Annotated in this window: 16 protein-coding genes; 7 read left to right on the forward strand and 9 right to left on the reverse strand. The window is 47.0% G+C overall.

The window, feature by feature from the left end; genetic code table 11:
- Positions 1 to 33 precede the first annotated feature (33 nt).
- Positions 34 to 1692, forward strand: a complete 1659-nt coding sequence (locus BC349_RS03025) for a M1 family metallopeptidase (protein WP_187255257.1) — start codon at positions 34 to 36, stop codon at positions 1690 to 1692.
- A gap of 26 nt (positions 1693 to 1718) precedes the next feature.
- Here BC349_RS03025 and BC349_RS03030 read toward each other — a convergent pair whose 3' ends face one another.
- The gene (locus BC349_RS03030) at positions 1719 to 2387 is read right to left on the reverse strand and encodes a C40 family peptidase (RefSeq protein ID WP_246456768.1); all 669 of its coding nucleotides are present in this window, start codon (positions 2385 to 2387) and stop codon (positions 1719 to 1721) included.
- 95 nt (positions 2388 to 2482) lie between these two features.
- Between BC349_RS03030 and dnaE the strand changes: the two genes are divergently transcribed.
- From dnaE to BC349_RS03045, 3 genes are all read left to right on the forward strand, one after another.
- The gene (dnaE, locus tag BC349_RS03035) at positions 2483 to 6121 is read left to right on the forward strand and encodes a DNA polymerase III subunit alpha (RefSeq protein WP_187255258.1); all 3639 of its coding nucleotides are present in this window, start codon (positions 2483 to 2485) and stop codon (positions 6119 to 6121) included.
- A 99-nt stretch (positions 6122 to 6220) separates the two neighbouring features.
- Entirely contained in the window at positions 6221 to 6538 is a 318-nt protein-coding gene (gene trxA, locus BC349_RS03040) for a thioredoxin (RefSeq protein WP_187255259.1), read from the forward strand.
- 110 nt (positions 6539 to 6648) lie between these two features.
- The gene (locus BC349_RS03045) at positions 6649 to 8424 is read left to right on the forward strand and encodes a transthyretin-like family protein (protein ID WP_187255260.1); all 1776 of its coding nucleotides are present in this window, start codon (positions 6649 to 6651) and stop codon (positions 8422 to 8424) included.
- A 1-nt stretch (position 8425) separates the two neighbouring features.
- Here BC349_RS03045 and BC349_RS03050 read toward each other — a convergent pair whose 3' ends face one another.
- The gene (locus BC349_RS03050; RefSeq protein WP_187255261.1) at positions 8426 to 9688 is read right to left on the reverse strand and encodes a NupC/NupG family nucleoside CNT transporter; all 1263 of its coding nucleotides are present in this window, start codon (positions 9686 to 9688) and stop codon (positions 8426 to 8428) included.
- 129 nt (positions 9689 to 9817) lie between these two features.
- Here BC349_RS03050 and BC349_RS03055 point away from each other — a divergent pair, with 129 nt between their 5' ends.
- Positions 9818 to 13501, forward strand: coding sequence for a T9SS-dependent choice-of-anchor J family protein (locus tag BC349_RS03055; RefSeq protein WP_187255262.1), 3684 nt, complete (start codon positions 9818 to 9820; stop codon positions 13499 to 13501).
- Between the two features lies 1 nt (position 13502).
- On the forward strand, positions 13503 to 14639 hold the full coding sequence (mqnE, locus tag BC349_RS03060) for an aminofutalosine synthase MqnE (RefSeq protein ID WP_187255263.1): 1137 nt from the start codon (positions 13503 to 13505) through the stop codon (positions 14637 to 14639).
- A 1-nt stretch (position 14640) separates the two neighbouring features.
- On the opposite strand, the gene BC349_RS03065 is transcribed toward mqnE, so the two are convergent.
- The 6 genes from BC349_RS03065 to BC349_RS03090 all read right to left on the reverse strand — a co-directional run bounded on the left by BC349_RS03065 (position 14641) and on the right by BC349_RS03090 (position 21569).
- The gene (locus BC349_RS03065) at positions 14641 to 16089 is read right to left on the reverse strand and encodes a TolC family protein (protein WP_187255264.1); all 1449 of its coding nucleotides are present in this window, start codon (positions 16087 to 16089) and stop codon (positions 14641 to 14643) included.
- A 15-nt stretch (positions 16090 to 16104) separates the two neighbouring features.
- A complete protein-coding gene (locus BC349_RS03070) occupies positions 16105 to 17478 on the reverse strand; it encodes an HlyD family secretion protein (protein WP_187255265.1) in 1374 nt (457 codons plus the stop codon).
- Positions 17479 to 17489: 11 nt separating this feature from the next.
- Positions 17490 to 19181 (reverse strand): peptidase domain-containing ABC transporter, encoded by a 1692-nt coding sequence (locus BC349_RS03075; RefSeq protein ID WP_187255266.1) that lies wholly within the window; start codon positions 19179 to 19181, stop codon positions 17490 to 17492.
- A 78-nt stretch (positions 19182 to 19259) separates the two neighbouring features.
- Positions 19260 to 20687: an L-serine ammonia-lyase gene (locus BC349_RS03080; protein ID WP_187255267.1), complete on the reverse strand. Its 1428-nt coding sequence runs from the start codon at positions 20685 to 20687 to the stop codon at positions 19260 to 19262.
- 5 nt (positions 20688 to 20692) lie between these two features.
- Complete coding sequence (locus BC349_RS03085) at positions 20693 to 21169, reverse strand: FKBP-type peptidyl-prolyl cis-trans isomerase (protein ID WP_187255268.1); 477 nt, start codon at positions 21167 to 21169, stop codon at positions 20693 to 20695.
- A 91-nt stretch (positions 21170 to 21260) separates the two neighbouring features.
- Positions 21261 to 21569, reverse strand: coding sequence for a hypothetical protein (locus tag BC349_RS03090; RefSeq protein WP_187255269.1), 309 nt, complete (start codon positions 21567 to 21569; stop codon positions 21261 to 21263).
- Positions 21570 to 21642: 73 nt separating this feature from the next.
- Between BC349_RS03090 and BC349_RS03095 the strand changes: the two genes are divergently transcribed.
- Positions 21643 to 22530 carry a hypothetical protein gene (locus BC349_RS03095; protein WP_187255270.1) on the forward strand — a complete coding sequence of 296 codons (888 nt, stop codon included), beginning with the start codon at positions 21643 to 21645 and terminating at the stop codon, positions 22528 to 22530.
- 9 nt (positions 22531 to 22539) lie between these two features.
- On the opposite strand, the gene BC349_RS03100 is transcribed toward BC349_RS03095, so the two are convergent.
- The gene (locus BC349_RS03100) at positions 22540 to 23925 is read right to left on the reverse strand and encodes an undecaprenyl-phosphate glucose phosphotransferase (protein WP_187255271.1); all 1386 of its coding nucleotides are present in this window, start codon (positions 23923 to 23925) and stop codon (positions 22540 to 22542) included.
- Between the last annotated feature and the right edge of the window lie 7 nt (positions 23926 to 23932).

Below are 23932 nucleotides of genomic sequence, written 5' to 3' on the forward strand. Positions count from 1 at the left end.
CTTATATTTATCGCTGAATAATTTTTAGCTGGTATGCAACTTACATCAATCGGAAGAGTAATCATTGGCCTCCTGAGTATAATTTCCAGCGCCTGTGTTAGCCAGGCTCAACCATTATCAAAATCAGGCAGTGCCACCCGGCAGGATTCCCTTCGCGGCACCCTGAACGCCGAACGCACCTGGTGGGATGTTACCCGATACGATATTTCCGTGCAGCCGGACTATTCTGCCAAAACCATCAAAGGCTCGGTGGTCATGGGTTTCAGGGTTACCGGAACAGGCAGCAAAATGCAGATCGACCTGCAGGAACCTATGCAACTGGATAAAGCCTTATTAAACGGACAGTCACTAAATTTCACCCGCGAAGGCAATCATTTCCACCTGTCCATTGACGTTAGCCTACCACAGAACAGCCAGCAGAGCATAACCCTGGAATTCTCCGGCAAACCAGTGGAGGCCGTTCGCCCGCCCTGGGATGGTGGCTGGATCTGGAGAAAAGACAAACAAGGTAACCCCTGGATGAGTGTTGCCTGCCAGGGACTGGGAGCCAGCGTCTGGTATCCCTGCAAAGACCACCAGTCGGATGAACCCGATAATGGCGCATCCCTGGCCATTATAGTTCCGCAGGACCTCGTGGGCGTCGGAAATGGCCGGCTGATCAAAACAGAACCTAACGACAATGGCACCACGACCTATGTATGGGAAGTGAAGAACCCGATCAATAATTATAATATCATTCCATATATCGGCAAATACGCGCACTGGTCCGAAGTTTTCAATGGTGAAAAAGGCCCGTTGAACTGTGAGTACTGGGTATTGGAAGAGAACCTGGAGGCTGCGAAAAAACAGTTCCAGCAAACAAAGCCTATGCTTCAATGTTTTGAACACTGGTTCGGTCCCTATCCTTTTTATGAAGATGGCTTCAAGCTGGTGGAATCACCCCACCTGGGCATGGAACACCAGAGCGCCGTGGCTTATGGCAACAAATTCCAGAATGGTTACCTGGGGCGCGACCTCTCCGGTACCGGCTGGGGACTGAAATGGGATTTTATCCTGGTGCATGAATCGGGGCATGAGTGGTTCGGCAACAATATCACCACCAAAGACATTGCGGATATGTGGGTGCATGAAGGTTTTACCAATTACAGTGAAACCATCTTTACACAGTGCCAGTCGGGTTTGGATGCCGCCAATGACTACCTGGTGGGAATACGGAAAAACATTGCCAATGACATTCCCGTCATCGGGCAATATGGTGTGAACAAGGAAGGCAGTGGCGATATGTATTACAAGGCATCCAATATGATCCATATCATCCGGCAGATTATTGGTGATGATGAAAAATTCAGGCTGCTGCTGCGAGGCCTTAATAAGGATTTTTATCACAGCACTACCAGCTCTGCCGAAGTGGAAAAATATATCAGCAATTACGCAGGTAAAGACCTGTCAAAAATCTTTGACCAGTACCTGCGGACCACGCAGGTACCCCGCCTGGAATACCGGTTCAAAAAAGGAAAACTCTTTTATCGCTGGCAGAATGTGGCAGATGGATTCAACATGCCGGTAAAAGTAAAACTGGATAAAAACGACACCTGGTTGGAACCCGCCACCCAATGGAAAACCCTCAGGACAAAAGCCACCGCCTTAACGGCTGACCGGAATTTTTATATTACTACGCAGGCTGGGAACTGACTCCAGCAATGGTGAGTCCGAACGGATCATAATCTCCCCGCTCCAATAAAGCGCCTGCGATAGTAATCCTCGTTCAGGTCGCTGATCACCACGCCGCTGGAGGTAGAGGCATGAACGAATTTATTATTGGACAGGTAAATACCCACATGCGATACACCACCGGTTGTATTGAAAAATACCAGGTCTCCTTCCTGCAGGTATTCGGCAGGGATCTTTTGGGCACGATCATACTGCTCACGGGAAGTTCGGGGTAAGGTCTTGCCGAAAACCGTACTGCTCATGGCGCAGGTGAAGCCCGAACAATCTACTCCACGCTTGTCATTTCCCCCATAGCGGTAACGGGTGCCATACCAATCCTCAATAAACTGCAACATACCCAGGTTGGTGAGCGATTCCACGGGCCTGTCCAGCAAAACGGCATATTTGAAATGCAGGTCGGTACTGTTTTCAATATTCACCAGCACACCATTGCTGTAATATTCACCCGGACCGCTCAGCGCCCCGGTATTGGGATTGTTTCCAGAACCAGGCGCCTCTTCCCCCGGGGTCATAGAAATCGATTCAATAAATTTGGGATTACTGTGTTTGGTACGCTTGACTGTGGGGGTGCTATTGCCCGCAGTACTGCTTGTCCGGGTGGTACCACAGGAAGCCAGTAATAACGCAACCGGAATGATATATATTAATTTCTTCAAGAATATTATATTCTTTAGTAATGGGATAAACTGGTGCAAAAATAACGATTTTCATTTTTATCGAGTCGCGGGGAAAATTTGTTACTTGCAGGCTTATGTCCAGGTTCTCCCATTTACACTGTCATACCCAATATTCCCTGCTCGATGGAGCCGCATCCATCCAGTCTCTTTATAAGAAGGCGGTAAAGGAAAATATGCCCGCCATTGCCATAACGGATCACGGAAATATGTTCGGCGCCTTCGAGTTCGTTTCGGAAGCCTATAAACATAAAGGGGAAGACGGCAAGCCCCTGGTGAAACCCGTGGTAGGCTGCGAGTTTTACGTGGTGAAGGATCGCCACCGCAAACAATTCACCAAGGAACAGAAAGACGAACGCTACCACCAGGTGTTGCTGGCGAAAAATGCGGTGGGATACCAGAACCTCATCAAGCTGACCTCCCTTGGTTATACAGAGGGAATGTACAGCAAGTACCCGAGGATCGACAAGGAACTGATTGAAAAATATCATGAGGGACTGATCGCCACCACCTGCTGTATTGGTGCCTATGTGCCGCAAACCATTTTACACGAGGGTGAGGAAGAAGCGGAAAAAGAATTCAAATGGTGGTTCGACATGTTTGGTGAGGATTATTTCATCGAACTGCAGCGCCACAACATGAAGGAGCAGGAAATCATCAACCAGACCCTGCTGAAGTTTTCAAAGAAATACGGGGTTCCGGTGATTGCCACCAATGACAGTCACTATACCGATAAGGACGATGCCAACGCGCACGACATCCTGCTTTGCATCAATACCGGCGAAAAGCAGAGCACGCCCGGCTTTGATGATTATGTGAACGACGATGCCAACGTGAAGAACCGTCGCTTCAAGTTCCCGAACGACCAGTTTTATTTTAAGGGAACAGAGGAGATGAAAAAACTCTTCAGTGATGTGCCCGAGGCGATCGACAACACCAACATGATCGTTGACCGCGTGGAACTGCTGAACCTGAAGAAGGATATCCTGCTCCCCGCCTTTCCTATCCCAAAAGAATTCCAGGTACACGGTGATTCCAATCTCGACCAGTGGGAATTTCTCAAACACCTCACTTACGAAGGCGCCAAACAGCGTTATTCCGATATCACCCCTGAAATCCAGGAGCGACTCGATTTCGAACTCTTTACCATCAAAACGATGGGCTTCGCGGGTTACTTCCTGATCGTTAGTGATTTCATAAAGGCAGGTCGCGACCTTGGGGTATTCGTTGGTCCGGGCCGTGGTTCCGCCGCCGGAAGTGTGGTGGCCTATTGTATCGGCATCACCAATATTGATCCCATCAAGTATAACCTGCTGTTCGAGAGGTTCCTGAACCCCGACCGAAAGAGCATGCCCGATATTGATACCGATTTCGACGACGATGGCCGCCAGAAAGTAATCGATTATGTAGTGCAGAAATATGGTAAGAACCAGGTGGCACAGATCGTAACCTACGGCACCATGGCCGCCAAGATGAGTATCAAGGATGTGGCCCGGGTGCTGGACCTGCCCCTGGCCGAATCCAATGCACTGGCCAAGCTGGTACCGGATAAGCCGGGTATCGAACTGGGTCGGGTTCTGAAAGCGCCACTCACTGTCAAAGATGGCCCCAAATCACTGGAAGAAAAAGAGCAGTTGCAGGCGGAAGACATGGACAATGTCAAAAAACTTCGAGAACTGTACCATGGTACCGATATCCGGGCCCAGGTGCTGAAGGAAGCAGAGCGTCTGGAGGGCTCGGTGCGAAACACGGGACTGCACGCGGCGGGTATCATCATCGCCCCCGATGACCTGATGAATATTATCCCGGTTTGTATGTCCAAGGACTCCGACCTCCTGGTAACACAGATCGAAGGAAGCATCATTGAAGATGCCGGTGTCATCAAGATGGACTTTCTGGGACTGAAGACCCTCACCATCATCAAGAATGCGCTGGCGCTGATCAAAAAGAACCATGGCGTTGAAATCGTGATTGACGATGTGCCACTGGATGACCAGAAAACATTTGAACTTTACCAGCGTGCGGATACCATCGGCACATTCCAGTTTGAAAGTCCGGGTATGCAGAAATACCTGCGCGACCTCAAACCCGATCAGTTCGCCGACCTGATTGCCATGAACGCCCTCTACCGTCCGGGGCCGCTGGCCTATATTCCCAACTTCATCGACCGTAAGCACGGCAAAGAGCCCATCACTTACGACCTGGAAGAAATGAAGGAGTTCCTGGAAGAATCCTATGGCATCACCGTTTACCAGGAACAGGTAATGTTGCTGGCACAGAAGATCGGAGGTTTCAGCAAGGGCGATGCCGATGTGCTAAGGAAAGCAATGGGTAAAAAGCAGAAATCTGTTCTGGACAAGATGAAGACCCAGTTTGTGGAGGGCGCGATGAAAAAAGGGCACCCCAAAGAAAAGCTGGAAAAGATCTGGACCGACTGGGAAGCGTTTGCGCAGTATGCCTTCAACAAATCGCACTCTACCTGTTATGCCTTTGTGGCCTACCAGACGGCCTACCTCAAGGCACACTATCCCTCTGAATACATGGCCGCTGTATTGAACAACGCCGGCAGTATTGAAAAGATAACCTTCTTCATGGAAGAATGTAAGCGGATGGGACTGGAAGTGCTTGGACCGGATGTAAACGAATCACAAAAGGGTTTTGCCGTGAACAAGGGTGGTGCCATCCGGTTCGGATTGGGCGGACTGAAAGGAGTGGGTGAAGCGGCAGTGGATGCCCTTATCCAGGAACGCGATAAAGATGGACCGTTTGCGTCTATTTTTGATATGATCAAGCGCATCAACCAGCGGGCGGTAAATAAAAAAACATTGGAAAGCCTGGCCTATGCGGGCGCTTTCGATTGTTTTCCCGAACTGCACCGGGCACAATATTTTTATATCCCTTCCGGTGATACCAGCACCGGGTTGGAAAAAATCATCAAATACGGAAACATTTTCCAGGCGCAATCGCAGGGATCGGCCAATACCTTATTTGGCGACCTGCCGGCGGTACTGGATGTGCCCGCACCCAAAATACCGGCCTGTGATCCCTGGTCGCTTACCGACCGGCTGGAGCATGAAAAAGAAGTAACCGGCATCTTCATGAGCGGCCATCCCCTGGATAATTTCCGGTTCGAGATGCGCTACTATGGCATCATGCCCCTGGCGGAATTCAATGAAGTGGCGACCAATCCATTATTGCAGGCCAACGGGAGGCAATATCGCCTGGGAGGACTGGTACTGGAAGGATTGCACCGGCAGACCCGCACCGGGCGGAATTTTGGGGCGCTGACCCTGGAAGACTATACCGGCAAAACAGAGATTATGTTATGGGGGGATGACTACATGCGGTTCAAGGATTACCTGGATAAGGGCAAGAACCTCTTTGTGGTGGGGTCGTTTAAATCGAGGTTTAATTCGGATAAATACGAGTTCAAGGTGGAAAGGATCTCCCTGTTGGAGTCTGTCAAGCAATCGCTCACCAAACAGCTTATCATGTATGTGGAACCGAGGCATGTAACGGATAAGATGATTAACTTCCTGATGGAAAACATGCAGAAATACAAGGGTGGAACCAATATCCGGATCAACCTGGTAGAGCCGAAGACGAATGCCATCACCAGTTTGTACACAATCGCCAATGGCGTGGAAATGAATGACGAATTGACGGCCTGGCTGCAACAATCGCCGGAACTGGAGGTGAAAATTGACACAAATTAACAGGGTTTAACAATTAGGGATGTCATAACTGCCCGTTTGAACCAACGGAACTATTTTTGCGTTCTATTTCGAAACAACAAACAATAAAAAACAATAATTATGGCTTTAGAATTCACCGATGCCAACTTCCAGAAAGAAGTTCTGGAATCAGATAAACTTACTGTAATTGATTTCTGGGCAGAATGGTGTGGCCCTTGCCGCGCTATCGGACCAGTCATTGAAGAACTTCACAAGGAATATACAGGCAAGGTAAATATTGGCAAGGTAAACGTGGATAACAACCCCCAGATTTCCATAAATTATGGAATCACCTCTATCCCTGCGATCCTCTTTGTAAAGGGTGGCAAAGTGGTGGACAAACTGGTGGGAGCCCAGCCCAAGGCCAATTTCGTGAAGAAAATCGAGGCGCATATTTAATATCACACTTAATTCATTCAAAAGACGGCCGTAGCCGTCTTTTTTTTATTAGGGGCAATCCTGGGATAAGAAAACGGGAATTAGAACGTTATTATAACAGAATTGAACCTATGAGAAATCCAATATTCCGCCTAAGCTGGATACTGCTCCTGCTTGTATCCGTATCAGTTGGTTGCAGAAAAACCGATATAGGAGCTGATTCTCAAGAAATTGCAGAAAGCAATTCACCCAACAGACTTGTAAGGATCAGCCTGGAGGGGAAAGTCATCAATGCCAATAAAGAACCGGTTAGTGGTGCCATTGTACGTTCCGGTACAAGTGTAGCCCAAACGGACATCAACGGTCAATTCAGTTTTCCTTCTCTAATGGTTTATCCCGATGCAGCATTTATAGAGGTTCAGAAAACCAACTTCTTCCGGGAGTTCAGGTCTTTGGATGTCCTGGCCGATTCAAAACAGTTCCTGGAGGTTGAGTTGCTTCAACAGGAGGAATTCCAGTTATTTTCTGCAGTGGGAGGGGCGGTAATTGAGACAAAATCCGGCGCATCGGTTACCATTTCGCAAAACGCCCTTGTTGAAAAAGCCAATGGCAATACTTTCTCTGGTGAAGCAAGATTAGATATCGCTTCAGTCAATAGCAATGAAAGTTCCTTTTTCAATTTATTGCCAGGCATCAAGGGAATCAACAAAGACAAAAAGCAGGTGGTCATTATACCGGTTGGAATGATTAAAACCGAATTAACCGGTAGTACAGGCCAATTACTGGAACCTGCTTCTGGTAAACCGGCACAACTCAGGTTTGTAATTCCCGCTACAATTGCCGGTTCTGCAGATGGTCCTCTAACCTTATGGCATTATAACGAATCAATAGGTCAATGGACGGAGGAAGGTGTAGCGGTTAAAACGGGAGATTTTTATACCGCACAGGTAACAAAATTCTCCACATGGGCCCTGGCTGGTTCAAAGTCATCGGTTACGGTGAAAGCTGAAATCATTGATGAGGATAACAGTGCTGTCCCGTTTTCTGTGATCCAGTTATTTTCGGAAAATGGCACTAAAGCACTTTCCCACAAAATCAGGACAGACGAGAAAGGAATGCTGTCCATCCCAGCGATTTCAAATATGGGCATGGAACTCAGGGTAACTAATGATTGCGGAGAAATGTTGTTATCAAAAAGGATCAATACCAGAACAACCGGAATGTCACTGGGAAAATTGCAAACTACTCACAAAGCCCCTGCTATAGTAAATATCTCAGGAAATGTAACCAATTGCAAGGCTGCTCCTGTTTTTAAGGGACACGTAAGGCTGCAGATTGATGGAAAACTTGTCAAAGCCCCCATCACCAATGGTAGCTTCCTTTTATCGGTAAAGCGGTGTAACAATTCCAATACCATGGCAACTCTGGTAGCTGTGGATGAAGAAGGCAATTACGAAAGCGGCCCTTTAAACATAGCGGTTAATGAGGGTAACTATGAAACAGGAAATATCAGTACCTGTAAGAAAAACTCATTGCAGTACATCAGTTACATAATCAATGGTACAAATTACCTCCTGCAGGCGCCGTCTGATTCACTGGTACACATTAAAGATCCCCTGCAGAATAAAAACAATATTCTCTGCTATAAAACGAATGACAACACCACCGTTGCCTTTAGTTTTAGTTTTTCAGGTTCGGAAACACCGGGCGAATATCCGGTAACTGCCCTGAAAGTAATTCAGGAAAAATCGCAGCTCCAGCCTGCGGGCACTTTTACTGTAAAAATTTCCAACTATGGTAATTCCGGCCAATTCATTGAAGGAAGTTGTACGGGAAAAATAAAGGATCTCTCAACGAATAAAATTCTTCCCTTTTCCTTCCAGTTCAAGGTGTTGAGAAATCAATAGATCACATCAGGATACCTGCAATGGTTGCACTCAGGTAGGATGCCAGAGTACCGCATAAAAGGGCTTTTAATCCTAGCCGGGCCAGATCTGCACGTCGCCCGGGAGCGATCTCCCCTATTCCGCCAATTTGCATGCCCACTGAACTGAAGTTTGCAAAACCACAGATTGCGATACTGACAATGAGCAGGCCTTTATCGGAAACCACCGGAACGGAGTTGTTGGTAAGGTTCTGGAATGCTACAAATTCATTAATGGTCAGTTTTTGCCCAAGCAGTGTTGCCACACTGTCAACATCCTGCATAGGCACTCCCATGGCCCAGGCAAAGGGATAAAATATCTTCCCGAAAATAAAGTTCAGGCTCAGGTCAAAGGAGGGATTAAAGAGATGTCCGGCTTTAATCAGCAACCAGTCCAAACAGGCAATAACAGCAATGAAACCGATCAGCATTGCTATGACATTCATGGCAATTTTAAAGCCATCACCTGCACCATGGGAAACTGCATCCACCACATTAGTATAATGGCTCTTTACCTCCAGCTTAACCCTGCCCATGGTTTGGCTTTCTTCTGTTTCGGGGAATACGATCTTGGATATCACCAAAGCGCCGGGTGCTGCCATAAGACTGGCCATGATCAGCTTTGGTGCCAGGTCAAGGCCTGCCTGGGATCCCATATTTGCATATACCACCAGTATTCCACCGGCAATACAGGCAAGGCTTCCGCTCATACTTGCCAGCAATTCGCTCATAGTCATGGTTTGCAGGTAGGGTCGGATCATGACCTGGGCTTCCACCTGGCCGACAAAGGCACTGGCAACATTACTCAATGCCTCAGCACCGCTTACCCGCATCACAAAGTTCATAGCCCTGGCGATGACGGCAACCACGCGCTGCATGATGCCAAAATGGTAGAGGATGGCAACCAGGGCACATACCAGGATTATAGTTGCAGTCACATTAAATGCAAATACAAACCCGGAGTTTACATAATTACCAACCGTTCCATCGGGCTGGGCAACCGCGATGCCACCATATACAAAGGAGGCGCCTTTCCGGGCAAAAATTTCAATTTTCTCCATTCCTTTCCCCAGTGTCTGAAAAAAACTGGTGACTGCAGGAACTTTCAGTACCAATATGGCAATCAGAAGCTGGAGGGCTATGCCGCTTCCAACAACCCTCATATTGATCTTTTTCTTATTATTTGAAAAGAGGTATGCAATACCTAAAATCAGAATGATTCCGATGATTCCCTGAAAGCGCCCCATGAAGTTTAACAATTTAGAAGCAAGCAAGATATAAGATTTTAAGTTAAAACCTGACTTTGGCGTTCCTCCTTTGATGTACACATGACTGTCCAATGTTATATTTGCAACTCTCTCAGCGGAGATGCATTCATGATAAAAAGAATACTATTCCTTTTTGGTTGCCTTATCATCGCCTTTTATACCCTTTATGCCCAAAATGGTAAAATCGGCTCATCTACCGGGCTGCTTATTGGTAAGACCAGGAATTTAAGTGACTTTGATCCGTCTTATGGCAAGCAGAATATTGTTGTTCGGGACAGGCATGGCCTGCTCTGGAACAGGGGAAAAAGAAAAAGTCCCGATATCAAATGGGATCCTTCGGCCCGATACCTGAAGGAGGATCCATTAAGAATGGGATCCGGATACAATGGGCTGCAGCCCCTCAGCAACGCAAAAGTATTATCACCCGAAATAGCGGTTAACAAGGAGGGAATGGCAGCTGCGGAGATCACCCCCGCCGACCCAACACTTTGTGTTGGTCCCGGGCACATTATTCAAATGATCAATGGACCATCGGGTGCCTATTTCCAGGTTTTCAACAAGACCGGTGAACCTATGAATAATGCCACCTATCTTGATAACCTCGCCGAAGAATCCGGTTATAGCGGTGCTGGTGATGGTATATGCCTGTACGATCAGTTCGCGGACCGTTATGTGATGACTGAATTTGGAACCCCTGCTGGGAGCAGTGATATCAATACCCTGATTGTTTATGTGTCACAAACAAATGACCCCCTACAGTCCTGGTATATTTACAAATTTACTGATGCCAGTTTCTTTCCGGATTATCCAAAGTTTTCAGTTTGGCCTGATGCATGGTACGCCACTTCGAGGGACTTCACCTTACCCGATAACCTGTTTTCAGGAATCTCATTTTTTGCTTTCAACAAACAACAAATGATCTCAGGGAGCAGCACGGTACAGATGCAGCGGATCAGGTTGAACAATGTTGAGAAATACGATGGTGCCGCACCCATCAATGTTTTTGGCCCTACTCCGCCGGATCCCGGTTCACCGGGGTTGTTTGCCTATCGTAATGACGACGGCCGTACGGTGGAAACTGATGCAGACAGCATTGCATTGATGGCCTTCGATGTGGATTTCGACAATCCATCCAACAGCAGTTTTTACCATGCAGGATCGGTACCGACTTCTCCGTTTAATACCATCATCTGTAGTGATGGCGGGTACTTCCAGGCATGCATAACTACTCCGGGAAGCAATAATAAGTTGATGGCTACGACCAGTTTTGTGATGGATAAACCTGTATACAGGAAGTTCCCGACGCACGAGTCAATCCTGGTATATCATACCGTAAATGCGGGTTCGCCCGGAATTTCAGGTATTCGCTGGCATGAACTCAGGAAAACCACCGGTAGCTGGCAACTTTACCAGGAGGGAACTTACTCACCCGATAGCACCCATCGTTTTTATCCATCCATGAATATGAATGGAAAAGGACAGATAGCCGCGGTTTACAATTCATCATCCACCACCCTCTGGCCTTCCATCAGGGTAACCGGGCGAAATGCAAATGATCCCCCTGGCAGACTTCCTGCAGATGAAACCAATATTGTGACTGGTACCGGATACGGCACTTTTTCTTCCCGCTGGGGAGATTACAACATGATAGCCCCGGATCCGGCCAATGATTCCCTTTTCTGGCTTACTTCAATGTATGGTGCCCCAGGAGGCTGGAAGACACGTATTGCTTCCATCAAACTGGCCCCCAATAAAAACCTTGATGCAAAACTCAGCAATATACTGTCGCCTGTGAGTGGCCAGATATTCTGCAACCCGAACCAAATGGTCACCCGCATCCAGATTGGTAATAGTGGTATACAAACCCTCACATCGGTTAAGATAAACTGGCAGCTTAACAGTGGCACTATTCAATCAACCATCTGGACAGGTTCCCTTGGTTTCGGCAATGTAGCAACTGTTGCATTACCGGTTGTGGTTACCGGACAGGGAAATTTCAACCTCCGCATTTTTCTGACTGAGCCCAATGGTGGGGTAGATGAACGCTCTTCCAATGATTCTGCCAGTGTGAGTTTTCTTATTCAGCCGCCCGTTTCCGGGGGAATTACCCAGGGATTTGAACTGCCCGGCTTTCCTCCTGCCGGTTGGAAAATCATGAACCCCAATGCGGGTAGCGTTTCATGGACACGGACTACGCTGGCCCAAAAAACAGGAACGGCTTCCGCATTCATGAACCTCTTTAATTACAATAGTATTAACGACGAGGACCTTATGATTTCACCGGGTCTCAGGTTGCTGAACACTGACTCCATTTTCATCCGATTCTCGCATGCTTACAAACCTTATTCTAATTCTGCCACATTCGCTGATTCATTGAAACTGATGGCATCAGTTGACTGCGGAAACAGTTTTACCCTATTACTCTGGAGCAAGGGTGGCTCTGAATTGGCAAGCACAACTGGTTTCACCGGTGACATCAATTGGGTACCAGGCACAAATGAATGGGCCAGCAATTTAATACGTATACCGGCAAGCACTTTTGGTGGTGCCGAAAATGTTTCCTTTGCCTGGATAAGCATAAACAAATTCGGACAGAACATTTTCGTGGATGATATCCAAATTGAGCCCTATACCCTGCCTAACCGCGATATTTCAGTTAGGCATCTGGAAGAGCCTGGCACACAGATATGCAACAATACTTTTTCGCCTGTAATTGATATCAGGAACAATGGGAAGGAAACCATCAACAGTTTCCGCATCAACATGCAGTTGAATGACGGGAATATCATATCACGTGATTTAACCGGCCTGACAGTGACCACCGGCCAGATCTACCAACTGCGTTATGACAGCCTGTTTGCCTTAACTACATCCGGGGAAAATAATTTTGTTGTTTATACGACCCTGCCGAATGGGCAGCCTGACCAGCAAAAAACAAATGATACACTTGCCAGGCGTGTATTTCTGTTTACTGAAACAAGTGCGCCGCTAATAGAGGGTTTTGAAACAACTGGCTTCCCGCCGCAAAATTGGGATGTATATAACCCGGGAAATAATAACAGCTGGCAACCGGCCGCGGGTGCCTCTTCCGAAGGCCAGAAATCCATAATGATCCGGAATTTCGTAAATCCTGTCCGGGGCGATGTGGATGAGTTGTACACGCCTCCGGTAAAAGCAGGCAACGCAGACTCAGTTTTCCTGAAATTTGATCTTGCATATATTTCTGCCAAACCGGAAGGGGAACCGACCGATACCCTGCAAGTGTGGTTAAGTAAGGATTGCGGCCAGTCAAAGACTTTATTGTATTCCAGGTGGGGTGCTGACTTACAGTCCGTCACTGACCCAAACTTCCCGGGCACCAACGAATTTGTCCCCGTTCTGGATGAACACTGGAGAACCGATTCCATTGACCTCACCAGCCTGGTTGCGGCCAATGAACCATTCCAGGTAATTTTCCGCAATTCTTCCAATCAAAACAATAATCTCTACCTCGATAATATCAATCTCTATACAGTAACTTTGCCGGCGAAACTGAAGAGCGATGGTTACCTCGTAGCACCCAATCCTACCCCGGGGCATTTTTTGGTCAGGCATTACCGCGACCAGGAAAACCTTCGAAAGATTGAAGTGATTAATGCACTGGGGCAACTGGTATGGACTCAGTCTTTTAACGGAAACGCGTCCAGCACCATACCGGTGGATATCAGTAAGCATGCGGCAGGTATCTATGTCGTTCGATTGGTGTATGAAGACAGCGTACGAAATACAAAAATCCTTAAGACAAACAGATAAGATGACCGAGCAAGAATTTGAGCAACTGAACAGCATCCAGGCAGATACAACGTTGAAATTTATCGGGGAGAAAGTAATTCGGGGAGAAAGGATCAGTCCCGAAGAAGGTATAATCCTGTTTGAAAAAGGAAGCCTTTCCTGGCTTGGTTCACTGGCCAACCATGTTCGCGAAAAACTGCACGGCAACAAAACTTATTTTAACCGAAACTTTCATATCGAACCTACCAATGTATGCGTATTCAGTTGTAAGTTCTGTTCTTACAGCAAGCTGTATGCGCACAAGGAAGAGGGCTGGGAATTGACCACGGAACAGATGCTCGACATCGTGAAAAGTTACGACGGACAGCCCGTAACCGAGGTCCATATTGTTGGAGGTGTACATCCCAAGCTGACCCTGGAATTCTTTGCCGACCTTCTCCGGCAGATAAGGGCTCACCGACCCGATCTTCATATCAAGGGATTTACACCCGTAGAGCTGGATTATATGTTCAGAAAAGCGAAAGTAAGCGCGGAAGAGGGCATGAAATATCTGCAGGAAGCAGGCTTACAATCATTACCCGGAGGCGGTGCTGAAATTTTCCATGAAGAAATCCGGAAGCAGATCTGTGAAGATAAAGTGGATGCGGAAGGCTGGCTGCATATCCACCGGGTTGCCCACCAATTGGGCATGCACACCAATGCCACTATGTTATACGGTCATATTGAAGAATACCGTCACCGCATAGACCATATGGAACGTTTGCGCCAACTGCAGGATGAAACCGGCGGCTTCAATACTTTCATTCCGCTGAAATTCCGCAACAAGGATAATGAGATGAGCCATATCCCGGAAAGCAGCATAGTGGAAGACATGCGCATGTATGCGGTAGCACGTATTTACATGGATAATTTCCCCCACCTGAAAGCCTACTGGCCGATGCTGGGAAGGAACAATGCGCAGCTGACACTTTCATTCGGAGTAAACGATATTGACGGAACCATCGACGATTCTACAAAAATATACTCCATGGCAGGTTCTGAGGAGCAAAACCCCACCATGACCACAACAGAACTGGTAAACCTGATCCGCCAGGTTAAAAGGGAACCCGTAGAAAGGGACACACTCTACAATATCATTAAGGATTATTCCCTGGCCTGATTTATTCAGTATCTAGAACTGGAATGCCTAACCGACCACCTGCCCAGAGTAGTCCGGCCTGGCTCTTGTACCATTTTGTTTTAAGGTCCAGCAATTTCTGTTGTGCTTCCAGCATTTTATTTTCCCTCGAATTCAGCAGAAAGAGCGTACTCTCACCAATCTTAAATCTTAGTTCCTCAGCCCTGAAAAGCCGCTGGTAATTCCGGTAGGCATTTTCGTAAATATTTATCTGATTACGCAACGCCATCAGCTCATTGTAATAATTGCGGATTTTGTTTTCAATTTCCCATTGCACCTGATCCAGTTCAAGGTTGGACTGGCGGATTTTGATGAGCGACTGTTGATAGGCGCCCCTTCCCTGCCGCAGGAATAACGGCATCTGGAAATCAAACCCAAACTTGTAGTTGTTCTGAAGAAATGCTCCGTCCACTTTATTGAGGGCATTGTAGCCCTTATTGATCAGGTTATATTTCAGGTCCATTTTGGGCAGCAGGCTCTGAAACTTCAGTCTTTTCTCTATGTCCAGTACATCCAGTTTGTACCGGTAAGATTGCAACTTCGGGTGTTCCATCCGGGCGCTGGTTACAAATTCATCGAGAGCCGGTATTTCGGTTATCCATCCCTGTTCATTGACCCAGGTGGTATCAGGAATGATCCGGTTGCTCCAGGCAAAAACATCCTTTTCATCGAGCCAGAGAAAATTCGACAACTCCAGTCCGGCATTCAGAAATGCGAGTCCGGCCTCCGACTCCGATAACTGGAATTGTTGCAACTGGGTCAGCGCTTCAGTTGTATCTATTGCGGCCCGCAATCCCTGCTCCGCCTCGATCCTGATATATCGGTACCGGTCAGCATTCACTTCCACTGCCTGCTTCAGTATCCGATACACCTGGTACTGTTTCACCCAGTTCCAGTAAGCAACCAGCGCTTCCTGAATCAGGTCGTTTGCCATGTTTCTTTGCTCTGCTCTGGTTTGCTGTAAAATTACCCTGGATTGCCGGAGAACCGCCCTCCTCTTATCCAGCACCAGGTCTTTTCCCAATGGTACACTGATGCCCAGGTAACTGGACTGCCCCATTGTTTTTTCCGGAGTAACCCGGTCGCCAAGCACTTCTTCCGCACCGCCAAACAGTTCAATTCCATACCAGGTGGGAATGGTTATTTCCGGATTGAAATAACTGTAGTACAGTTTATCATCAAAGGTCTTTCTTTCGAAACCCGTGCCCAGCACCGGATCAAAAGCTCCCCTGCTTTCCCTTACCGCCGCCTTCGCCTGCTTCACCGCAAGACCAGCCTGCTGCAGATAGGGATGAAAATTCCGGATGATGGCCAGGTACTGGGATTCACTGAGCATCAGCAGGCTATCCTGCATTTGTGCATGTATGTTAGTAACAGATCCCTGCCAGAGGATCATACAAACAACCAAAAAACTATTAATGCCTCTCCTCATAAGGTAGATATCATTTTATTTTTTTTCAGCTGCGGATTTTCCGTTTTTCGAATCATTTTTACCGGCAGCAGTTGTTTGGTAATAATCCGGCGGGAACCCATTGATATTTCGCCAAAGTTCATACCAGACCGGAACATCCTTTAGCAGTGCGATACCACTGGCACCCGTTCCCATCTTGAGGGCTGGCGGCCATTTACGGTCGGCCGGATCTTCCGTTACCAGTACCCGGAACATGCCATTTTCACTGACAGAACTTTCCACCGCAGAAACAATACCGCCAAAAGTTCCATAGGATGCTTCCGGCCATCCGCTGAATACGATGGCAGGAAAGCCGTCAAATATGAACCTTACCTTCTGGCCCTTTACCAGTAGCGGCAGGTCGACAGGCCGAACAAAGATCGCCACGGCATACTGGTAATCAGTAGGAACGATCTCGACCAGCATATCTCCTTCTTTCACCATTTCATTGATACCTGCCTTTTTCGCTTTTACAACCTGCCCATCCTGAGGCGCCACCACATTGTACATCTGGTTCCTCATATCATAACTGGTATATAGATTTTCCAGTTTAGCGATCTCACCTACACCTGTCGCAATCTGAGATTCTGCCTGAAAACGGTCCCCCTGGGCTTTTGATATTTTTTCCAGGTATTGTTGCCGTTCGCCATTCAGTTCAATCTGCAGGCGGGTCAGTTCCTGCCGCGCATTGCTGAGCTTAATCTCGGCACTGGTTTTCTTAGCCAGGGCTTCCTGTACGGACTGGCTTCTCTGTTCGAGTGAAAAGAGAGAAGCTACTCCTGAATCATACATGATCTTCTGGCGCCTTTGCTGTTCCCTTTTAAATGCCAGGTCATTCTCCGCCGCCACAAGGTCCATGCTGTCGCTCCTGATCTTAAATTCCTGCTGCCTGACCTTATTCTGCAATTCGTTAATTTTCAGCACCAGCGCCTGTTCCAAAAACTGCAATTGCTGGTCTATTGTTTTTACCTTTCCCTTATAGTTTTGGACGGCATCTTTTTTGGCGTCGAGTTGTTCTTTTGTCCTTGGCACCAGGTTGGGATCCAGGTAATCTACCTTCACTTCCGCCAATTGCAGGATGGTATCTCCCTTTTTAACAAAGTCACCCTCTTTAACATTCCATTTAACGATGCGGCCCCCTATAATAGCATTTAACTCCTGCGGTCTCTGCTCCTGCCGAGAAGTCGTTACAGCTCCTCTGGAACGTATATTCTGCGTCCAGGGCAGGAACAGACAGATCAATAAAATGACAAATAAAATAATGGCCCAGTATTTTACGCGGCTGTCCTTTTCGACCATATATACCTTTCTGAGCGCCTTGAACTCCTTTCCAGGGGCTTCTTTTTCCAAAAATTCTCTTACGTGTTCCATGCTCTTTGGTTTTATAGCGAGGGTTGAACTTTCTCCCAATTACCAGCAGCCCTTATCCGGCCTTCTTCCAATAACAGTACCTGGTCGCATTGTTGGGCGAAACCAATATCATTGCTTACTATAAGGCAGGTACAATCCGGTATCTGGTGTAACAGATAATCCTGTATCTGTTGGGCATAAACCGGTTCCAGTCCAAGCCAGGGTTCCTCCAGCAACAACAGCCGGGGCTTATTCACCAGGGCCCTCAGTAACAGCAATTTCTGTACGATCTTCCGGGGTAACCTCTCACCCGTCGGGTTTATTTCCATCTCCAGTCCTTTAGGTGATTTGTCAAGAAAGGTCTTTATCCCAGTCACTTCAGCCAGTTGGAAAATCTCGTGAACCGTAACATTTTCATTCCCCATGGTTATATTTTGCAACAGGCTACCCTTGAATAATTCCTGCGTACTGAGGAGGATTCCTGTCTGACCACGGATGCTGTCCAGGGAATAATTGGAGATGGAAATATTATCGAGTTTTACCACGCCCTCAAAGGGCTGGTAGGCGCCGCTAAGAATTCTGATAAGGCTTGATTTACCTGATCCGTTCCCCCCCATTATCTGCACTTTTTGTCCGGGTAATATCTCAAAACTGATATCCTGCAGTACTGGCTGATTTTCCTGGTAGGCAAATTCAAGGTCTTTCACCATAATGGCAGCCCCCCCGGTATGGGCACCAAAATCAAGTTTGCCACTACCTTCTTCCGGCATGTCAGGGATTTTGGAAAGTTTTTCTACAGAAGTAAGTACATCATATACATTATTCAGATTGAGAATTAGTTTTTCAACCGAGGTTATTACGGTGATAATGATGATTTCTGCAGCGATGAACTGCCCTATATTCAATTGCTGGTTTACGAGCAGGATGCTGCCCACGATTAGCATGGCTGCGGTGATGGCAACTTTGAACCCCACCATGGACCAATATTGAATCAGCAATATTTTAAAATGGCTGGTGCGGGCATCCAGGTATCCGGCTACAGTACTATCGGTATTTCCCAGGTGGAGGTTGGATCCTTTTGAAAACTTAAAGGATGTAACCACCCGTCCCAGTTCTTCCAGCCATCCTGCCGTATCATATTTATAATTGCTTTCTTCTATGCTGGTTTCCAATCCCCTGCCACTGGTAAAACGCAGGATAAGGTAAATGATCAGGATAAGTACAAGTCCGAAGAAAATAAAAACAGGATGATAGAATGAAAGCACCAGTAAACCGAAGAGTATCTGGATGGTGGCGGTGGGAATATCCAGCAGCAGTTTGGCAAGGCCTTTCTGCAGGATTACCACATCAAAAAAACGATTCACCAGTTCCGGCAGGTAGTAGCGGTCAGCACTTTTCAGGTTGAGCCGGGGTATGGAATGTGCAAATAAAAAGGAGTAACGAACAAATAATTGTTGCTGGATCTTTTCGATCAGCTTCATCTGGTTGATCTGGAACAGTCCGGTAAAAAAAACGCCTGTGACAACCAGAATGATCAGTACCACTATGGAGGTGGAGATGGCGCCTCCCTGCACGAAACTGATAATCGATTGAATACCCAGGGGAAGAGATAATTGCATCAGTCCGTTCAGAATTGCGTAGAAATAGACTGCTCCTATTTCTTTATTCTGAAAGCGTAACACCTCTAATATACGTTTTACAGGGTTGGGGTTGGTTCCAGCCATACCAAATCAATTTTTGTTTAGTCAAAGAGTGTTCCAGTTTGCCCGCACTACAACAGGCAATTAAAGAAAAAGTTCAGATCAGCATTCCGGTAAACTAAGCGGAATATTGATCGCCAGGCCGCCATCGGCCGTTTCCTTGTATTTACTGCTCATATCCTGGGCAGTATCCCACATGGTTTTTACCACTGCATCCAGGGAAACCTTGGCAAAGTCGGGCGCACTTTGCAATGCCAGCTGTGAAGCCGTGATGGCCTTGATAGCTCCCATGGTATTGCGTTCAATACAAGGCACTTGCACCAATCCGCCAATAGGATCACAGGTCAGTCCCAGGTGATGTTCCATTGCAATTTCAGCAGCCATCAGCGCCTGGCGCTGGGTGCCCCCCATAGATTCGGTCAGAGCTGCGGCAGCCATTGAAGATGACACCCCAATTTCAGCCTGACAGCCACCCATAGCTGCAGAAATGGTTGATCCCTTTTTGAAAATGCTTCCGATTTCTGATGCGGTAAGAATGAACTGTGTTATGGCTGTATCTTCCTGTCCTTTGCAAAAAACTGCGAAATACTGAAGTACTGCAGGAATTACACCCGCCGCTCCATTGGTAGGAGCAGTTACCACCCTGCCGAATGAGGCGTTTTCTTCATTAACCGCCAGTGCAAAGCAACTTACCCAATCGAGGATATACTGGAAATCATGTCCACCTGCCCTGATAGCATCCACCCATTCATCGTATCCGGTATAGGACCTGCCTTTGAGGAGCTTTTTATTCAGTGAGGCAGCCCGGCGCCTTACATTCAATCCGCCCGGCAAAACCCCTTCTACATGACAACCGCGGTAGATGCAGTTTTTCATCACCTCCCAGATCCTCATCACCCCTGCCCTGGTTTCCTCTTCTCCCCGCCAGGATTGTTCATTTTCCAGAACAATTTCATGAATGGCCAGTCCGGTTTTACGGCACCAGTGCAACAGGTCTTCGGCATTATCAATCGGAAAGGCCAGTTGCACCTGGTCTTTACCTGAAACAAACTCACCTTCCTGCTGTACGAAACCTCCGCCCACAGAATAATAAGTGGCCGCATGCTGTTCACCATTTTCAAAACCGGCCAGAAAGCAGACTGCATTCGGGTGAAAGGGCAGGGATTCGTTCATTAAAAAAACGATATCCTCCTGGGGATTAAATGCCACCAGGATTTCTCCGGCTAAACGAATCGCCTTTTCACTCCTGATGGTTTCAATCTTGCTGTTGATGGCTTCCACATCACAGGAAACCGGGTCTTCCCCCATTAGTCCGAGCTGAACAGCCAGGTCAGTGCCATGCCCTTTACCAGTTTTGGCAAGGGAGCCGTAAAGCAGCACTTTTACTGATATGATATCAGCAAGGGAATGTTTTTCCCTCAGGAAACGGGTAAAAGATTGTGCAGCTCTCCAGGGTCCCAGGGTATGGGAACTGGATGGGCCTACACCAATTTTGAAAATATCAAAAACAGAAATGGGTTCATATGGCATAAAACTCAATAAAAGTCAACCAGTTCAACATCGAATACCAGTATGGAATTCGCCGGGATATTACCATAGGCAGTACAGCCGTAGGCAAGTGCAGAAGGTACGACCATTTTAATCTTACCACCTTTTTTAATTTTCGGGATAGCGATTTGCCAGCCGGGAATCAGGGTTCTCAACGCCCATCCGGTTTTGGTGGGGTCATTCTGGGAATCAAACTGGGTACCGTTGGTCATGGTACCTGAATATTTGATAAATATCTGGGAGTTCAGATTGGGTGCACCACCGGAACCTTCCTGCTGTATCTCATAATACAGGCCGCTTTCATCTTTTACAGCGGTCATATTAGCGGAACTGATATATTGAAGAATGGCAGTTTCTTCAGCCTGTGGGGCAACAGGGGTGCAGGCGGAGCTGCTTTTATTACATTGCCAGCTGGCAGCAACAGCAATCACAAGGGACAGGAATAAAACTACTTTTTTAAACATTTTCCGGTAAAATTTTGGGCGAATATAGGAATTGACAATAGTTAGACCAGCAAATAACCTGATTTGTTGCATAGAAACCGGCAGGAAACGCTTATTCGCCTTCTTTTTGCTTCAGTTCCCGGTATTTCTGCTCATATTGCTCCCACTGGTGCTGTTTGTAAAAAATTGCAACAAAACTGATGATCAACAATATTGCCACCAGTAAAACCAGGGGACTGGACTGGCTGCCGGATACCATATTAGCTCTTTTATACCAGCCAAGCACATAATTCAGGACGATGGGTACGCCAAACAGCAATCCCATCGGGATGCCGACCAGCAATTGCCGGAATAATTTTTTCCTGCGGTCGCGGTTGGTTTCCCAGTATAGGATAAAATCCTTTTCTTCCTGTGTCAGCATGGTATCTGTTTCTGCAAAAATAAGCAGCCAGCGGATTTTTACTTATTTTGTGCAATAACCAACCCAATTTGCTTTGAAACTTGACCACTTAATAACCCAGTATCTCTATCAGCAGAAAAGAGTCAGCCTTCCGGGAATCGGCACTTTTACCATGGAGGGCACAACCATACAATTTGACAACAAAGCAGATGCAGCCATCAGCAATGATCTCATCGAATATGTAAGGACACATACCGGGAAAATGCATTCCCTGGCGCTTTCCGATATTGAATCCTATATCATGCTGAACAAGCAGTTCCTGAATATCGGGAAAGCACTTTATATGGAAGGAATCGGGACCCTTGTAAAAACGAAGGAAGGAAGTTTTGATTTTACTGCCGGAGACATGGTGGCTGAACGGATGGATGACATTTCCACGGAAAGCAGAAAACCTTCGGCTTTTGATGATGACCCACGTTACCAGCCTCAGTCCAATGGTTCAAGAAAATGGCTGCTGGCCCTGGGAGCATTGGCAACCATTGGCATCGTGGTTTGGGGGGGATGGAAACTTTTTCAAAACAATCCGCAGGAACCGGAGCAGGCTGCGGCTGAGCAGGTGGTGAATCCTCCGGCAGCAGATACCCTGGTGATGGTAGCGCCGGACAGTGCCCTCCAGTTAAGGAAGGACAGTCTCGCTATTTTGGGAACAGACAGTTCGGGGAGCAAAGGAGTATCAGGTTCTTCATTGGTATCAGTAGCAGGGAACTGGAAGTTTATCATCGAGGAGACCACCAACAAAGCAAGGGCCTTCAGGCGTTACAACCAGTTAAAGGAACTGAAGAAAAACATCCTGATGGAAACACAGGATTCGATTAAGTTCAGGCTCTACTTTTCATTACCAGCCAGCGCTTCGGATACTGCAAGGATCAAGGATTCCCTCAGGATATTTTATGCCAGCAAGGTAAAGGTGGAGCAGTTATAATGGTGACGGTCAGAAGGCGTTCCTGTCGCCTTTAATGGAAAGAAAGACAGTCAGGAATATGATCTTTATGTCCAGCCAGAGGGTCCAGTTTTCCATATACCAGATATCGTATTCGATTCTTTTCTGGAGGTGCAGGTTGTCAGTAATTTCGCCCCTGAAACCGTTTACCTGTGCCCAGCCGGTAACCCCGGGTTTCACGAAGTGACGGATCATATATTGCTTGTACAGGTTTGAAAAATCTTCTGTGTGCTTCAGCATGTGGGGCCTGGGACCCACCACAGACATATCGCCCAGAAATACATTAAAGAACTGCGGCAGTTCATCAATATTGGTTTTGCGCATGATTCTCCCGAGCCTGGTTACACGTGAATCGTTGCGCGATACCTGTTTTTCATTGGCCTCCGTGTTTAACCTGAGGCTCCGGAATTTAATACAACGGAAAGGGCGGTTGTTCTTTCCGGACCGCATCTGTGTAAAGAAAACCGGGCCTTTTGAGCCAAGTTTGATCAGCAGCGCCATCAGCGGAATGAGCCAGGAAAGAAGCAAAATAATAACAATACTGCTGAAAGCTATATCAAACAACCGTTTCTTGATACGATTGCCTGTATCTTCCAAAGGTTCATTTCGCAGTGATAATACCGGGATATTGTCAACGAAATCAACATAAATATTCCGGTTAACAAAGATCTTGTAATCCGGAACAAACTTAAAATGTACAAATTCCTTTTCGGCTGATTTTGCCAGTTCGTACAGATCAGGAAAATGTTCAGGCGCAAGTGTTGAATATATTTCCGTTACCTGGTTTTCCTTTACAAATGCCATACAATCTTTCAACCCGCCCGTAATCGGGAACTCGGGGTTATCCCCCACCCTTTCCTGGTCTTCAAAGAATCCGGCCACATTCACAAATTTGGATTCCTCCTGGAAATACCTCAGCAGACGCCTGGAAATGTCATTGTATCCCAGGATGACAACATTTTTCTGCAACCTGAATTTATTCCTGAGTGAGAAGATCAGCAGGTTGAAAAATATCCGGTTAATGCTGAGGATCACACCAAATCCGACAATAACGAACAAAATATAAAGCCTCGAATACTGGAAATGATACAGAAATATGAAAAGGAAAAGTATCAACAGGGTAATGAGGTAGCTTTTGATAGTCCGTTTGTAAAAACTTTCAAAATCGAGCCAGTCTTTAGCCAGGTACAGGTTGGTCAGGTAAACAGCACTCAACCAAGACAGGTTAATAACGGCGAAGAATACATGATATTCCAGCACCTCGAAGGCATTTGCCCTATCCAGGTAATAGCTGACCAATAAGAGCACGAGGTTTAGTGAGATTATATCCCATAACCATAGCATCGTGCGGTAAAATATGTAAGACAGCTTATTCATAAAAAGG

This window comes from Flavihumibacter stibioxidans, assembly GCF_014332695.1.
GTDB classification, from domain to species: Bacteria; Bacteroidota; Bacteroidia; order Chitinophagales; family Chitinophagaceae; genus Flavihumibacter; species Flavihumibacter stibioxidans.

What these genes read in the sequence shown, in the direction of transcription:
- BC349_RS03025 (WP_187255257.1), top strand. Translation starts at nt 34, where the DNA reads ATGCAACTTACATCAATCGGAAGAGTAATCATTGGCCTCCTGAGTATA.
- dnaE (WP_187255258.1), top strand. Translation starts at nt 2,483, where the DNA reads ATGTCCAGGTTCTCCCATTTACACTGTCATACCCAATATTCCCTGCTC.
- trxA (WP_187255259.1), top strand. Translation starts at nt 6,221, where the DNA reads ATGGCTTTAGAATTCACCGATGCCAACTTCCAGAAAGAAGTTCTGGAA.
- BC349_RS03045 (WP_187255260.1), top strand. Translation starts at nt 6,649, where the DNA reads ATGAGAAATCCAATATTCCGCCTAAGCTGGATACTGCTCCTGCTTGTA.
- BC349_RS03050 (WP_187255261.1), bottom strand. Translation starts at nt 9,688, where the DNA reads ATGGGGCGCTTTCAGGGAATCATCGGAATCATTCTGATTTTAGGTATT.
- BC349_RS03055 (WP_187255262.1), top strand. Translation starts at nt 9,818, where the DNA reads ATGATAAAAAGAATACTATTCCTTTTTGGTTGCCTTATCATCGCCTTT.
- mqnE (WP_187255263.1), top strand. Translation starts at nt 13,503, where the DNA reads ATGACCGAGCAAGAATTTGAGCAACTGAACAGCATCCAGGCAGATACA.
- BC349_RS03065 (WP_187255264.1), bottom strand. Translation starts at nt 16,089, where the DNA reads ATGAGGAGAGGCATTAATAGTTTTTTGGTTGTTTGTATGATCCTCTGG.
- BC349_RS03070 (WP_187255265.1), bottom strand. Translation starts at nt 17,478, where the DNA reads ATGGAACACGTAAGAGAATTTTTGGAAAAAGAAGCCCCTGGAAAGGAG.
- BC349_RS03075 (WP_187255266.1), bottom strand. Translation starts at nt 19,181, where the DNA reads ATGGCTGGAACCAACCCCAACCCTGTAAAACGTATATTAGAGGTGTTA.
- BC349_RS03080 (WP_187255267.1), bottom strand. Translation starts at nt 20,687, where the DNA reads ATGCCATATGAACCCATTTCTGTTTTTGATATTTTCAAAATTGGTGTA.
- BC349_RS03085 (WP_187255268.1), bottom strand. Translation starts at nt 21,169, where the DNA reads ATGTTTAAAAAAGTAGTTTTATTCCTGTCCCTTGTGATTGCTGTTGCT.
- BC349_RS03090 (WP_187255269.1), bottom strand. Translation starts at nt 21,569, where the DNA reads ATGCTGACACAGGAAGAAAAGGATTTTATCCTATACTGGGAAACCAAC.
- BC349_RS03100 (WP_187255271.1), bottom strand. Translation starts at nt 23,925, where the DNA reads ATGAATAAGCTGTCTTACATATTTTACCGCACGATGCTATGGTTATGG.